10 protein-coding genes and 1 tRNA gene are annotated in these 14,616 nt (G+C 71.7%); 5 read left to right on the forward strand and 6 right to left on the reverse strand.

What is annotated here, in order from left to right:
* Positions 1 to 19 precede the first annotated feature (19 nt).
* Together AC0NZQ_RS04405 and AC0NZQ_RS04410 are read left to right on the forward strand one after the other, a co-directional pair.
* Positions 20 to 1,015: an NAD-dependent epimerase/dehydratase family protein gene (locus tag AC0NZQ_RS04405; protein ID WP_474528428.1), complete on the forward strand. Its 996-nt coding sequence runs from the start codon at positions 20 to 22 to the stop codon at positions 1,013 to 1,015.
* Complete coding sequence (locus AC0NZQ_RS04410) at positions 1,015 to 2,916, forward strand: DUF4012 domain-containing protein (RefSeq protein WP_474528429.1); 1,902 nt, start codon at positions 1,015 to 1,017, stop codon at positions 2,914 to 2,916. Before AC0NZQ_RS04405 ends, AC0NZQ_RS04410 begins: the two co-directional genes overlap by 1 nt.
* 10 nt (positions 2,917 to 2,926) lie before the next feature.
* On the opposite strand, the gene AC0NZQ_RS04415 is transcribed toward AC0NZQ_RS04410, so the two are convergent.
* The gene (locus tag AC0NZQ_RS04415; RefSeq protein ID WP_474528430.1) at positions 2,927 to 4,522 is read right to left on the reverse strand and encodes a CocE/NonD family hydrolase; all 1,596 of its coding nucleotides are present in this window, start codon (positions 4,520 to 4,522) and stop codon (positions 2,927 to 2,929) included.
* Positions 4,523 to 4,697: 175 nt separating this feature from the next.
* On the opposite strand from AC0NZQ_RS04415, the gene AC0NZQ_RS04420 reads away from it, so the two are divergent.
* Complete coding sequence (locus AC0NZQ_RS04420) at positions 4,698 to 5,267, forward strand: hypothetical protein (RefSeq protein WP_474528431.1); 570 nt, start codon at positions 4,698 to 4,700, stop codon at positions 5,265 to 5,267.
* Positions 5,268 to 5,510: 243 nt separating this feature from the next.
* The gene (locus tag AC0NZQ_RS04425; protein WP_474528432.1) at positions 5,511 to 8,138 is read left to right on the forward strand and encodes a sensor domain-containing phosphodiesterase; all 2,628 of its coding nucleotides are present in this window, start codon (positions 5,511 to 5,513) and stop codon (positions 8,136 to 8,138) included.
* Between the two features lie 87 nt (positions 8,139 to 8,225).
* Here AC0NZQ_RS04425 and AC0NZQ_RS04430 read toward each other — a convergent pair.
* Both AC0NZQ_RS04430 and AC0NZQ_RS04435 read right to left on the reverse strand, forming a co-directional pair.
* A tRNA-Pro gene (locus AC0NZQ_RS04430) sits at positions 8,226 to 8,299 on the reverse strand.
* A gap of 61 nt (positions 8,300 to 8,360) precedes the next feature.
* Entirely contained in the window at positions 8,361 to 9,275 is a 915-nt protein-coding gene (locus AC0NZQ_RS04435) for a metallophosphoesterase (RefSeq protein WP_474528433.1), read from the reverse strand.
* Positions 9,276 to 9,345: 70 nt separating this feature from the next.
* On the opposite strand from AC0NZQ_RS04435, the gene AC0NZQ_RS04440 reads away from it, so the two are divergent.
* The gene (locus tag AC0NZQ_RS04440; RefSeq protein WP_474528434.1) at positions 9,346 to 9,804 is read left to right on the forward strand and encodes a GatB/YqeY domain-containing protein; all 459 of its coding nucleotides are present in this window, start codon (positions 9,346 to 9,348) and stop codon (positions 9,802 to 9,804) included.
* 89 nt (positions 9,805 to 9,893) lie between these two features.
* Here AC0NZQ_RS04440 and AC0NZQ_RS04445 read toward each other — a convergent pair whose 3' ends face one another.
* From AC0NZQ_RS04445 to bagA, 3 genes are read right to left on the reverse strand one after another with little or no spacing between them, the layout of a single operon-like run.
* On the reverse strand, positions 9,894 to 12,401 hold the full coding sequence (locus AC0NZQ_RS04445; RefSeq protein WP_474528435.1) for a transglycosylase domain-containing protein: 2,508 nt from the start codon (positions 12,399 to 12,401) through the stop codon (positions 9,894 to 9,896).
* 43 nt (positions 12,402 to 12,444) lie between these two features.
* Entirely contained in the window at positions 12,445 to 13,605 is a 1,161-nt protein-coding gene (bagB, locus tag AC0NZQ_RS04450) for an ATPase BagB (protein WP_474528436.1), read from the reverse strand.
* The gene (gene bagA, locus AC0NZQ_RS04455) at positions 13,602 to 14,615 is read right to left on the reverse strand and encodes an ATPase BagA (protein ID WP_474528437.1); all 1,014 of its coding nucleotides are present in this window, start codon (positions 14,613 to 14,615) and stop codon (positions 13,602 to 13,604) included. Before bagA ends, bagB begins: the two co-directional genes overlap by 4 nt.
* Between the last annotated feature and the right edge of the window lies 1 nt (position 14,616).

The raw sequence follows: 14,616 nt of genomic DNA on the forward strand, positions 1-14,616 counted from the left end.
TCGGAAAGGTTCGACCGACGTGACCAGTTCCAGCTCCAGCCGCCCTGTCGACGCGCTCGTCACCGGTGCCGGTGGCTTCATCGGTGGCCACCTCGTGGCCCGACTGCTCGCCGAGGGCAAGTCGGTGCGCGGTGTCGACGTGAAGCCCTTCGACGAGTGGTACCAGGTGCATCCCGACGCCGAGAGCGTGCAGGGTGACATGTCGCTGCTGGAGCCGGCGCGCGACGCCGTCCGCGGCGCGCAGGTGGTCTACAACCTCGCCGCCGACATGGGCGGCATGGGCTTCATCGAGAACAACAAGGCGCTCTGCATGCTCTCGGTGCTCACCAGCACCCACGTGCTGCAGGCGGCCAAGGAGTTCGAGGTGGAGCGCTACTTCTACTCCTCCTCGGCCTGCGTCTACGCCGCCGAGCACCAGACCTCGCCGGGCGTCGTCCCGCTGAAGGAGGCCGACGCCTACCCGGCACAGCCCGAGGACGGCTACGGCTGGGAGAAGCTCTTCAGCGAGCGGATGGCGCGCCACTTCCTCGAGGACTACGGCGTGCAGACCCGCGTCGCCCGCTACCACAACGTCTACGGCCCGGAGGGCACCTGGTCCGGCGGCCGGGAGAAGGCGCCGGCCGCGATCTGCCGCAAGATCGCGACCGCCGCCATCACCGGCGAGCGCAAGATCGACATCTGGGGTGACGGTCACCAGACGCGCACCTTCATGTACATCGACGACTGCGTCGAGGGCACCCGCCGCATCACCGACAGCGACGACCCGCACCCGGTGAATCTCGGCAGCGACGAGCTGGTGACGATCAACGGCCTCGTCGACATCGTCGAGAAGATCGCCGGCATCACCGTCGAGCGCGAGCACGACCTCACCGCGCCGCAGGGCGTCCGCGGCCGCAGCAGCGACAACACCGAGATCAAGCGTCGCTTCGACTGGGAGCCGACGATCACCCTCGCCGACGGGCTCGAGCGGACGTACCGCTGGGTCTACGACGAGGTCAAGAAGTCCCTGGGCTGATGAGCTCGCCCTCCCCGTGGCCGGGTTCCGGTCACGACCGGCGCCCGGCCACGGGGAGGAACCGACGGCGCTCGCCCTGGCACCGGCGGCTGCGTCGCACGCTGCGCCGACGGCGGCGCGGGCTGCGTCGCTGGACGGTGCTGCACCAGCGCCGGCTGCGGATCGGCTTCGGTGTGGTGGGGGGCCTGCTGCTGCTCGGTCTGGTCTGGATCGCCATCACGGCCTTCCTCGCCCGCAACGCGCTGGAGGACCTGGACAACCGCTACGACCGGCTGCGGACCCTCGTCGCCGCCGGTGATCTCGACGGCGCGCGCCGCGTCGCCGCCGACATCCCCGCCGTCGCCCAGCGGGCGGAGGACCTCACCAGTGGCCCCGCCTGGTGGACCGCAGCGCAGCTGCCGTGGGCGGGTGAGCCGGTCGAGGTCACCCGCGCGCTGGCGCAGTCCGCCGGGCAGATCGGCACCCGGGTGGTGCCCGAGCTGATGAACGTGGCGACGGCACTGGACCCCGCCACGCTGCGGGCCGGCGGCACCTCGCTGCGGCTGGCTCCCCTGGCCGACGCGGCGCCGCAGCTGCGCCGTGCCTCGGTCGCGGTCCGGGCGGCGGTGGCGCGGCTGCGCGACGTCCCGGCCGGCACCTGGCTCTCGCCGGTGGATCGGGGCCGGGCCCGGATCGCCCAGACCATGGTCGACCTCGACGGCTACGTCCAGGCGGCGGCGCGGGTGAGCTCCGTCCTGCCGGACATGCTCGGAGCGCAGCGACCGCAGCGCTACTTCATCGGACTGCAGAACGAGGCCGAGCTCCGTGGCACCGGCGGGCTGCCCGGCGCCTTCGCCATCGCGGTCGCGGACAAGGGCGTCCTGCGTTTCACGAACTTCGAGAGCAACGCGCGGCTCGACCCGCCGGGTCCGGGCAACATCCTGCCGACCGGACTGCGCTTCGGCTCCGGTTACCAGGCCGCCTACGGCTCCTCGCTGCCGACGTCGTCGTTCGTCAACTCCAACGTCAGCCCCCACTTCCCGTACGCGGCGCAGATCTGGGCCGCGATGTGGCAGAAGGTGAGCGGCCAGCGCATCGACGGCGTCCTCGCGCTGGACCCCACGTCGCTGTCCTACTTCCTCGCCGCCACCGGACCGGCCACCGTCCCCGGCGGCATCACCGTCGACGCGACCAACGTCGTCTCCCTGCTGCAGCGTGACCAGTACTCGCTCTTCGCGACGAAGTTCCTGCAGCGCAAGCAGTTCAACGTCGACGTGCTGCGCGCGGCGTCGAAGAAGCTCGAGGCGGGCGCCGGCACGGGACTGGCGCTGCTGCAGGCGGCGACCCGGTCGGCGCAGCAGCAGCGGCTGCTGGCGTGGAGCCGGTACCCGTCGGTGCAGCGGGCCATCGTCGCCACGAACTACGCCGGGGCGCTGCCGCCGACGGACCGGCCCTTCGCCGGGGTGGTGCTCAACAACGCCTCCGGCGGCAAGATCGACTTCTACGTCACGCGGTCGCTGGACTACGTCCGCACCGGCTGCGGGTCGACCCGTGACGTGGTGGCCACGATCAAGATCACCAACAACGCTCCTGCGGGCGGTCTGCCGGCCGAGGTCGTGGGACGCGCCGACGTCCCGCCGCCGGGGGCGAGGCCGGGGGACGTCCACGAGCTGCTGGACTACTACGCCAGCGCCGGCGCGCAGCTGCTCAGCGTCGAGGTCGACGGCCGGCTCGCCGCCGCGGGACAGGAGAGCGACCTGGGCCGCCCCATCTTCCGGCTCGACCTGCAGATCCCGCGCGGGACGACCAAGACGATCGTGCTGCACCTCACCGAGCCGGCCGGTCGGGGCCCGGCGGTGATCTGGCGGCAGCCCGGTGTCACGCCGTTGGACGTGGTGTCGCGGCAGCAGCCCTGCGGCTGAGGGTCGGCGGTCAGGAGGAGATCGTCGGCAGCGCGAGCGTCGCCGGCGACGCTCGCGTCGAGGCGGCGAGGATCTGCGCCCCGGCCGGGTTCAGGCCGGTGTAGCGGGGGTCCACGGTGTCGATGACGAGGACGAGCCGGTGGCCGCTGGGCAGCGTCCACGCGATCGGCTGCATGTCGATGGTGACGGGGCGCAGTTCGTTACGTCGCAACCCCGTCAGCGAGTACGGCTGCACCGACATCAGCCGACCCTTCCCGGTGGTGTCGAGGTCGTAGAGGTAGGCGACGACGGTGGCGCGGGAGCTGGTCGAGCCGAGGTTCAGCGTGACCTGCGGGGTGCCGGCGAAGGTCCGTGGCTCACCGGCGGCGGGCCCGGTCCAGACGAAGGCGAACTGCCGCTGGATGTCGAAGAGGTTCGCGGTGGGGGGCGAGTAGTCGCCGAAGGGCGCGACCAGCGGTCCGCTGGTGGCGACGGTGTCGGTCCCGGTGCCGATGCCCGAGCGCCAGGTCGTGGCCCGTCTCGCACCGGTCTGCGCCTTGGAGTTGGGCGCGCCGAGTCCGATCGTCGCGGCCGCGCTCGGTCGGGGCCAACGCTGCAGCGTGTGGACCGCGCCGGTAGCGGCGTCGGAGAGGACGATCGGAGCCTCGTCGGCGATGCCGTTGTCGGCGCCGCGCAGGAAGTGGTCGAGCCAGGCGTCGGCGGCCGTCGTCACCAGCGTCTGCCGGCCCTGCAGGGACGCCGCCTCCGGGCTGCCGTGATCGCCGCCGGCCAGTTGTAACCGCTTCTGGCCGGAGAGTGCCTGGTAGAAGCTGACGAGCTGCTCCGAGCCGAAGAGCGAGTCCTGGTAGGCGTTGCCGATCATGATCGCGGTCTTGTTGCGGTTCAGCTCGTCGACGTAGCTCGCCGGCGAACGGGTCGGCGACAGCCTGCGCAGGAACGGACCGACGGCGGCCGGGTCCTTGCGCAGCAGGCTGCGGAGCCGGGTGACGTCGGCGTCGCCGCGCAGGGCGGTGTCGCCCGAGCCGCTGCCGAGCAGGGTCGCGACACCTCGGGTGCTCGGCGTCCCGTTCGGGTCGTAGGAGGCGGCGAGGTCGGTCCAGGTCGAGAGCGCGACCACGGCCTTGACGCGGGGGTCCTTGGCCGCGGCGAGCAGCGAGACGCCGGCGCCGTAGGACATGCCGTAGAGCCCGACCCGCTTGGGGTCGGCGTCGGTGCGCCGCAGCGCCCAGGTGACGACGCGGCCGACATCGGCCTGCGTCGCCGCGCCGGCGAGGTCCACGGTCCCGCCCGAGCCGCCGAAACCGCGCTGCGCGTAGGCGACGACGGCGAAGCCCTCGGCGGCCAGCTGCCGGGCGATGGGCCGGTACTGGGTGGCCGGCTGCCCCCAGCTCGCCGGCATGACGACAAGCGCGGGCCTGTCGGTGTGCTTCGGGGTGACCACCAGCGCCGACAGCGTCGTCCCGGCCGAGTCGATCCGCACCGACCGCTCGCTGGCCACGCCGCCGGACGAGGTCTGCTCGCTGTTGCCGTTGGCGACGACGAGAACCGCGCCCACGAGCACCAGCACGGCGGCGACGGCGAGCAGCGACAGCCGGGTGCGGGACATGTCGATCAGGGTATGGGCCGCCGCGACGAGCTGTCCCGGTGAGCGTCGGCCGTGCGCAGCCCGGCCTCAGCTCTCGCCGGTCGCGTTCCCGAGTTGCGGGAAGTCCGTAGGTACCTAGGCTGGCCCGACACGTCGTCAGGCCGCGCGGACGCGCGCGGAGGCAGGTGGGTGGACCATGCAACAGACGTTCTCGCGGCTCCTTGCCGCCCTTGCCGCCCTTGCCGCCCTCGTCGTCTCGCTGCTGAGCGTGGCTCTGGTCGGGGCGGCCGCGCCGGCCGGCGCCGTCGCGCCGAGCTCGGCCTGCCTCGGCTCCCGCGGGTATCCCGTCGAGCCCGCGGCGACCGTCCAGGTCAGCTCCACCGGTCCCCGCGTGGACGAGGTCATCGAGGTCTCCGGTGTCCGCTTCTGCGCCGACGAGACCATCGTCATCACCTACCAGGGCAGGCAGGTCGCCACCGCTCGCACCGATGCCACGGGGAGCTTCGACCCGCCGGTGAAGGTCGCCGGTCCGGCCGGACAGAAGCAGATCTGCGCGCGGGGCGAGACCGACATCGCGCAGAACCGCGACTGCATCACCGTCACCTCCCGCGCCGGCGGCGACGACGGCAACCGCACCCCGGACAGCGGGACCACCGCATCGACGGGGACGAATCTCTGGCTCTACGTCGTGCTCGCCCTCGTCCTGCTCGCCGCCGGCGCCATTGCGGTCGCCGCGGGACGACGGCGCCGCCACGCGCTGCGCTGATATCGGCGCTGCGGTATATCGCGGCGCCGGCTGCATTGTCGCCCGCTCTTTCCTCGGCAATTCGAGGTAAATCTCGTCACGAGCGTCGGCCGTGATAACCAGGTAAACTGCACACAATTCAATTGGTTGAGTCAGAGGTGCGGTCCACGGTTCACCGTTGTCGGGGTTAGGTCCGACCGACGGGGGTGGCGCCTCGACCGTCAGCCACGGGGTGTGACGTGAGGGGCTGTGGTGGAGGCTTCGATGGCGCAGCGGCGTGCCGCCGCCCTGGCCGAGCTCGACGTGCTGGACGCGCCCACCGAGGAACTGTTCGATCGCGTCGTCGCCCTTGCCGCGTCGTTGACGCATCGCAGCATGGCCGCGGTGAGCCTGAGTGACGCCGGCCGGCAGTTCTTCCTGGCCGAGATCGGTCTCGGGGTACGGGAGGTTCCCGGCCACCTCGCCTTCTGCCGAGTCGCGGTCGACGGTGACACCGCCGGGACCGAGATCCCGGACACCGCCCTTGACGACCGTTTTCGTGACAGCCCGCTGGTGGTGCACGACCCCGGGATCCGCTCGTACACCGGCGTGCCGCTGCTGCTGGACGGCGGCGTCCCGATCGGCACGCTCTGCGTCATGGACACCGCGCCGGGGGCGCTCAGCGCCGAGCAGCGGCTCACGCTGCGGACGCTGGCCGACGTGGTGACGCAGCTGCTGGCGACCCGCAAGGTGGCCCGCGATCTGGCGGCGGGTGTCGAGGAGCGGGACCGGGCCCTGGAGCGGCAGCAGGTCGCCATGGCGCAGCTGACCGCGACCTTCGACGGTGCCCCCACCGGCATGGTGCTCACCGACGCCAGCGGCGGCGTGGCGCGCGTCAACCCGGCCTTCGCAGCGCTGGTCGGCGGCGAGGCTGCCGACTACGCCGGCCGCCGGTGGTCCGATCTCGTCAGCGAGGGCGACCGAGCCGGCGAGCGAGCCCACTTCGATGATCTGCACGGGTCGCGGCGCGCCGCCGCGGTCCGCGAGATCACCCTGATCGGCGATCACGGTGAGAGCTGCCTGGTCCTCGCGTCGTCGACGACGGCCCACCGATCCGATGGCAGCATCGCCAACGTGGTGACCCGGGTCGAGGACATCCGCGCTCGCCGGCAGGCCGAGATCGAGCTGCGCGAGTCGCAGTCCGCCCTGGACGGCATCATCACGGTCGACGGCACGGCGTCCATCGTGTCGTGGAACGAGGGGGCGACCCGGCTGCTGGGCCACGACCGGCAGTGCGCGATGGGCAAGAAGTTCTCGATCATCGTCCCCGACCGCGATGCCGAGGCATACGCGCGGGGCTTCGCCCGACTGCACCGCGACGGCGACACCCGGCTGCTCGGCAGGATCGTCGAGCTGGAGGCGGTCACCGCTGCGGGGCAGCTGCTGCCGATCGAGCTCTCGCTGTCGCGGTGGTACCGCGGCGACGAACCGTTCTACACCGCCGTGATCCGCGACGTGACCGAGCGCAAGAGGCACGAGGCGGAGCAGCAGTGGCGCGCTAGCCACGACGTGGCGACCGGGCTGCCCAACATGGCCGAGCTCGGCCGGTGGTTCGACGAGCAGACGGCCGACCTCCCCGACGGCCGACCGCGTGCCGTCTTCTGCTTTCAGCTCACCAACCTGAGCAGCGTCTCGGCTGCGCTCGGTGCCGAGGCCGCCGCCGACCTGCTGCAGCGGATCGGCAGGCACTTCGCACTGGTCGGTAAGCAGGCGGACCTCGTCGTCGCGCACCTGCGCGACACCCATTTCGGCGGCGCCGCGGTGCTGGACGAGCAGGCCGGCGCTGCGCTGCCCGACCGTCTCGCGGTGCTGGCTCACGCCGTCGTGGATGCGGGAATCGGGCCGTACCTGGTCGAGGGCATCAACATCGAGATGCAGCTGCAGATCGGGATCGTCGCCACCCGCCGCGCGAACCTGACCTTCGTGGAGCTGCTGCGGCACGCGGAGACCGTCCGCGACAGCAGCGCCCGGCAGATCAACATCGGGGCCGAGATCTTCGGTGCGGCGAGCCCGCTGGCGATCTGCGACCTGACCGTCCTCTCCGAGCTCGCCGAGGCCGTCCCTGCCGGGCAGCTCGAACTGCATTACCAACCGCTCACCGAGCTGCAGCCGCGTCCGATGTCGCGCGACGGCCGTGCCGCGGAGCCGCCGCCGCAGTCGGTCGAGGCCCTGCTGCGCTGGCGCCATCCGGAGCGCGGCCTGGTGCCGCCCGGAGACTTCATCGCACTCGCCGAGGGCAACCGGGTGATCTCCGGCATGACCGAGTGGGTGGTCCGAGAGGCCATGCGTCAGCAGGTGCGGTGGGCACGAGCCGGACTGGACGTCCGGATCTCGGTCAACATCTCGCCGACGGTCCTGCTCAACGACGACGTGGTCGCCATGGTCGCTGCCGCCCTGCGCGACACGGGTGCGGCCCCCGGCCGGATCAAGGTCGAGATCACCGAATCGGCGATCGTCGACGATCCCGAGCAGGCGCGGAGCATCGTGCTGCGGCTGCGCCAGCTCGGCATCCACGTCTCCCTGGACGACTTCGGCACGGGGTACACGTCGCTGCGGCTGCTGCGCGATCTCGCCGTCGACGAGATCAAGCTCGACCGCCTCTTCGTCGCCAACGCCACTGCCAACCCGGCCGACGCCGCCATCGCCAACGCTGTCGGCCAGCTCGGCCAGCGCCTGGGGATCCACACCGTCGCCGAGGGCATCGAGGAGCCCGAGACCCGGAGCCTGTTCCGCGCGCTCGGCTACGACTACATGCAGGGATACCTGGACTCCCGGCCGCTCCCCGCCGAGCTCGCCACCGCGTGGCTGCGTGAGCACGACGTCCGGAACGCGCCGGCAGCCGCCTCGGCTTGAGCCGGGTCGCCATTCGGCGCTGCGCGCCTACGACCCACTCCTGGGCCTCGGGCGAAGGGAGCAAGCTCCCTCGCCTCTCGACCTGCGTCGGGGTGACAGGATTTGAACCTGCGACCTCTTCGTCCCGAACGAAGCACGCTACCAAGCTGCGCCACACCCCGGTGTGACCGTCGTCGAGCATACCTGGCTCGTGAACGGGGTTGCGCCGGTGGGGTCAGCCGGTCAGGACCGCGGGACGAGCGTGAGCAGCGAGGCCTCCGGACGGCAGCAGAAGCGGATCGGCGCGTAGGGGTTGGTGCCGAGTCCGGCGCAGACGTGGAAGTACATCGGCTGGGCGGCGGCGCCACGGGTGACGTCGTCCCAGCGGTGCAGCCAGCGGGCGCGCGTCCGCTCGATGCCGCAGTTGGTGACGAGCGCGGGGCCGAAGGGGATGCGGACCTGCCCGCCATGGGTGTGGCCGGCCAGGGCGAGGTCGTAGCCGTCCTCGGCGAAGGCGCCGAGGACGAACGGCTCGGGGGAGTGCGTCACCCCGATGCGGACCACCGCGTCGGGCTCGGCGGCACCGGCGATGAGGGAGTAGTCCGCCTTGCGCAGGTGCGGGTCGTCGGTGCCGGCGAGGGCGACGCGCGAGCCCCCGGCGGCGAGGACGGTCCGCACGTGCGTGAGGTCCGTCCATCCCGCGCCGGACATCGCCGCCGCCATCCGCGGCCACGGCAGCGGGATGCCGCGCTGCACCGGCCCGGCGGTGGGGCGAAAGTAGCGGGTCGGTGACTTGGGACGCGGCGCCCAGTAGTCGTTGTTGCCGGGGACGAAGGCGCCGGGGAAGGCGAAGAGCGGCTCGAGGGCTTGCATCACCGCGTCGATCCCGTCGACGGCCGACAGGGTGTCGCCGGTGTTGACGACGAGGTCCGGCTGCAGCTCGGCCAGCCGCCGGATCCACGCCTGCTTGCGGCGCTGGGCCGGCGTGATGTGCAGGTCCGAGACGTGCAGCACCCGGATCGGCGACGCGCCCGGAGGCAGGACGGGGACGTCGAAGCGGCGCAGCACGTAGGCATTGCGCTCGATCACCGAGCCGTAGAAGACCGTGCCGGCCCCGAGCGCGCTCACGGCCAGAGCGGTGCGTGCGACGGTCCCCACCGGGTCAGCCTACGGGCCACCGGTGCGCGCTCCGGCGAATCCACGAGCGAGCGCCGATACCGTGGCAGCCATGGCCACCCTCAAGTCCCGACTGCACGACGACCTCAACACGGCGATGAAGGCGCGCGACGAGCTCACCACCGCCACGCTACGGATGGTGCTCGCCGCCGTCACCACCGAGGAGGTGGCGGGCAAGACGGCGCGGGAGCTCTCCGACGACGAGGTGCTCAAGGTCCTGGCGCGTGAGGGCAAGAAGCGCCGCGAGGCGGCTGAGGCCTTCGACGCCGCCGGCCGCGACGAGCTGGCCGCGCGCGAGCGTGCCGAGGGCGGGGTCATCGAGACCTACCTGCCGGCGCAGCTCTCCGACGACGAGCTCGCCGAACTGGTGGCCGCCGCCGTCGCCGAGGCGGGCGCGACCGGACCGCAGCAGATGGGCGCCGTCATGAAGCTCGTCCAGCCGCGGGTGGCCGGGCGGGCCGACGGCAAGCGCGTCAGCGACGAGGTGCGCCGCCGGCTCGCGCAGGGCTGACGGTCACCTCCGGTGCGGAGTGGTCGCCGCCGGGGCGTCCACTCGGCACTGTTCGTCGCCTTCCGTCGCGAGAGCGGGAGCCGGCTCGATCAGCCGCCGGGACGGCTGGGAGCGCCGCCGCCGGGACGGTTGCTGCCCCCGCCGGGACGGTTGCTGTCGCTGCCGCCGCCGTTGCGGCCGCCACTGCCGCGGGTGGAACCGCTGTCGCCGCCGTTACGGCCACCTCGCCCGCTGCGACGGTCGTTGTTCCCGCTGTCGCGCTGCCGGGTCCGCGGGGGCGGCGGCGGGCTGTAGACCTCCGGCGCCACGCCGCTGCTCTGGCAGGCGAGGATGGTGGTGCCGACGGGCGCCTTCTCCGGGCCGTAGTAGCCGATGTCCTCCAGCGGCTCGGTGGACGGGCACAGCACCTGGCTGTCGGCGCCGAAGATCTTCAGCTTGAAGCCGGCCTCCTCCAGGCGTGCCTTGGCGCCGGAGACGCTCAGGCCCTTGATGTCCGGGACGTCGACGCCCTCGACGTCGCCGGGCTGGGGCCACGTCCAGGACTGGCCCTTCAGCGTCGGGCGCAGTGCCTTCAGCCAGACCTTCGCGGCGTACTCGCCGTAGGCCTGCCCCTTCTTCGCGCCGGGCAGGCCGGTGTTCGGACGCAGCGGCTGGTCGAAGTCGATGAGCGCCGCGGTGGCCGCCAGGTCCGGCGTCATGCCCGCGAACCAGATGGCGCCGTTCTTGTTCTTGCCCGAGGCCAGCGCCGTCCCCGTCTTACCGGAGATGTCGCTGCCGCCGTCGGCGTACCAGCTCTGGAACTGGTCGGCCGACGTGCCGCCGGACTTGGTGTCACCCTCCAGGACGCTCACCGCGCGGGTGGCGGCCTGCGCCGAGACGGCCTGCACCGCGGCCGGACGCTTGATGTTGATGGCGTTGCCGTCGCTGTCGTAGACCATGGTGACCGGGGCGGGGGCGTTGAACTTGCCCTGGTTGGCGACGCCGGCGTAGGCGCCGGCCATCTCCAGCGGGCTGGTCTCCACCGAGCCCAGGACGTAGCGCAGTGCCTGCTGCTTGCCCTCGATGTACTGCGCAACCGTCTGGGTCGAGGTCTCCTTCTGGTTGAGCGCGTTGACGCCCAGCCGCTGCGCGATGTTGACCATCTCGTCCAGGTTGCAGCTGAAGAAGGAGTCGGCCAGCGCCACGAAGAACGTGTTGGACGACTTGGCCGCCGCCGACTCCAGCGACTCGTTGCGGGTGAAGCCGGACTCGTCGACGTTGTTCTTGGCCGTCGGCTTGTTGGTCAGGCAGTTCTGGATCTTGTAGCTGTCGTCCGCGCTGCCCCGGGTGGAGTCGAGCAGCTGGTCCCGGTCGACGCCGAGCTCCAGGGCGTTGAGCAGCGGGAAGAGCTTGTACGTCGAGGCCGGGAAGGCGGTCCGCAGCGTGAAGAGCGGCTGCTCGGTCTGGTTCTTGCCGCTGCCGAAGGTCTTGCTGGCGGCCATCGCGAGGATGTTGCCGGTCTTGGGCTCCACGACCGGCAGCACCGCGGTGTACGGCGAGGCGGCGGGGACGCTCTTGGCGATGCCGGCCTGGGTCGAGTCCTGGATCTTGGGGTCCAGCGTGGTGATGATCTTGTAGCCACCGGTCTGCAGCTGCTGGTCGGTGAGACCGGTGACGTTCTTGAGCCAGGTCCGGACGTAGTCGCAGAAGAAGCCGACGTTGGCGACATCGGTCTCGGAGTTGGCGCAGCCCTGCCGCACCGGCGGCGGACCGTCGCTGGCGAGCTGGATCGGCATCGCCTTGTACTTGTTCGCCTCGGCCTGGGTGTACTTGCCGACGGCGACCATGTTCTGCAGCACCTCGTCGCGGCGCTCCTTGGCCGCCACCCGGTTCACGAACGGGTCGTAGGCCGACGGGGCGCGCAGCATGCCGACGAGCAGCGCGGACTCCTGCGGCTGCAGCTGCGAGGCGTTCTTGTTGAAGTACGTCTTGGCCGCGGTCTGGATGCCGTAGGAGTTCTCACCGAAGAAGGCGATGTTGAGGTAGTTCTGCAGGATCGTCTTCTTGGACTCCTTCAGCGTCTCCTCGATGTAGATCGCGCACTTGGCGTCCTCGATCTTGCGGTTGATGTTCTGCGCGATCGCAGCGGCCTGCTTCTTCGGGTCGTCCCCGGCCTCGTAGTAGCGGACCTGCTTGACGTACTGCATGGTCAGCGTGGAGCCGCCCTGGGTGTCGCCGCTGGTGGTGCTCACCGCCGAGCGAAGCAGGCCGCGCATGTCCACGCCGTGGTGGCTGTAGAAGCGGCGGTCCTCGGTGGCGACGAGAGCGTCCTGCAGCGACTGCGGGATGTCCTTCAGCCCGACCTCGACGCGGTTCTGGCTGAAGAGCGTCGCCAGCACGGTCTTGCCGTCCTTGGCGTAGAGCGTGGTGCGCTGCGGTGGCTTGCTCTCCTGCAGGTTGCACCGGGTGTTCTGGAACTTGTCGGCCTCACGTCCGGCGACGAGGCCGAGGCCGCCGACGTAGGGGAGGGCAAGTCCGGCGACCAGGACTCCGGCGGCCACGAGCGCGGCCACCAGCTTCCCGATCGTCTGCCAGGTCTCTGCGCGGGATGCTGCCACGAGGGGCAGGGTACGTGGGTCGCCTGTAAGGGCTGAGTTCGTCTCAGGACGTGAGCAGGCGCCCGATCTCGCGCAGTCCGTCCAGATCGTGCACATCCGTCGGCAGCGCGGGGACCGCGACGAGCGGGACCTCGGGGTGCGCGGCCGAGAACCGGCGGGTCATCCGGGCGTCGTGCTCGGCTGCGGTCGCCACCTCGACATGGACCCGCAGCGCGGCGACCGCGAGCTCCGCCCCCGCCTTCTCGGTGGCGGCGTCGGCCGCGACCAGGGCCTGCGCGGCGGTGAGCGGCTCGGCCTTGGCCACCGGCGCCAGCTGGTGGGTGCGGTTGACGACGATGCCGGCCAGCGGCATGCGTTCGGCGCTGAGCCGGTCGACGAAGTAGGAGGCCTCGCGCAGCGCGTCCGGCTCGGGCGCGGCGACGACGACGAAGGCGGTGCCCGGTGCCTTGAGGCGCTGATAGGTCTGGTCGGCGCGCTCCCGGAAGCCGCCGAACATCGACTCCAGGGCGCTGACGAAGGTCGACAGGTCGTTGAGGAGATCTCCGCCGATGACCTTGGTGAAGACGCGCGCCACCATGCCGACCCCGACGGTGACGACCTTCAGGTAGGCACGCCCGCCGGCCTTGGCCGGGGCGGAGAGCAGCTTGATCATCCGGCCGTCGAGGAAGCGGCCGAGCCGGTTGGGGGCGTCCAGGAAGTCCAGGGCCGAGCGTGACGGCGGGGTGTCGACGACGACGAGATCCCACTCGTCGGTGGCCACCAGCTGCCCGAGCTTCTCCATCGCCATGTACTCCTGCGTCCCGGCGAAGGAGGAGGAGAGCGACTGGTAGAAGGGGTTGGCGAAGATTTGCTCGGCGCGTTCGGGAGTCGAGTTCTCCAGCACGACGTCATCGAACGTCCGCTTCATGTCCAGCATCATGGCGAAGAGCCGACCCTGCGACGCCTCGCCGAGGCCCTTCACCTCGCGGGGGGTGTTGTCGAGCTCGACGAGCCCCAGCGACTGCGCGAGGCGCCGTGCCGGGTCGATCGTCAGCACGACGGTCCGACGGCCGGCCTCGGCGCCGGCCAGGGCGAGTGCCGCGGCGGTGGTGGTCTTGCCGACACCGCCGCTGCCGCAGGTGACGACGACCCGGGTGGCCGGGTCGCGGACCAGCGCGACCGCGTCGAAGGCGGGGGGCTCGGGGCGGCTCGCCGGCGTGGTCACGAGGCGGCGCCGGTGACGAAGCGGGCGGCGAGATCCTTCAGCTCGCCGAGGGCCACCGGCGGGTTGAGCTCCGGCAGCTCGATCCGGGGCAGGTCGAGGGCGTCCAGGCGGGCGACGTTCTCGTCCTGCACCCGCTGCCGCGCCGCGTACTGGGCCATCTCGGCGGCCAGGGCGGGCGCATGCGCCACCGGGACGCCGGCCTTACGCAGCGAGGCGGCGAGCACCTTGGCGTCGACGCCACCGTCCGCGCCGAGGTCGGCAGGGTCCAGCAGCGCGGGACGGGCGCGGTTCACGACGACGGCCCCCAGCTGGAAGCCGAGCCCGGCGAGCTCGCCGGCGGCGTCGATCGTCTCCTGCACCGGCATCTCCTCGAGCAGCGTGACGATGTGGACGGCGGTGCGGGGTCCGTGCAGCAGGTTGATGACGCCGTCGCTCTGGCTGCGGATCGGCCCGATCCTGGTCAGCTTCGCGACCTCCTGCGTGGCGTCGAGGAAGCGTCCGATCCGTCCGGTCGGGGGTGCGTCGAGGACGACGGCGTCGTAGACCGGCTGCTTGGCCGAGTCGACGCGGACGACCGACTCCTTGACCTTGCCGGTGAGCAGGACGTCGCGCAGGCCCGGCGCGAGCGTGGTGACGAAGTCGACGGCGCCGAGCTTCTTCAGCCCCTTCCCGGCGCGCTTGAGGCCGTAGAACATCTCGAGGTACTCGAGCATCGCCTCTTCGGGGTCGATGGCCAGGCCGAAGAGCTCGCCGCCGTTGTCGGTGCCGGTGAGGCGCTCCTCGCCGTAGGGCATCGGCGGGCGGTCGAAGAGCTGAGCCAGGGCCTGTCGGGACTCGACCTCGACCAGCAGCACCTTCTTGCCCTGCCCGGCCAGCGCCAGCGCCAGCGCGGCGGCGACGGTGGTCTTGCCGGTGCCGCCCTTGCCGGTGACGACGTGCAGCCGCGCCTTCGAGGCGCGGGCGAGGGCCGGGACCAGCGCGCCCGGTGGCGCGGCGGTGGACGAGGGCATC

This window comes from Jatrophihabitans sp. sgz311053 (assembly GCF_056135305.1).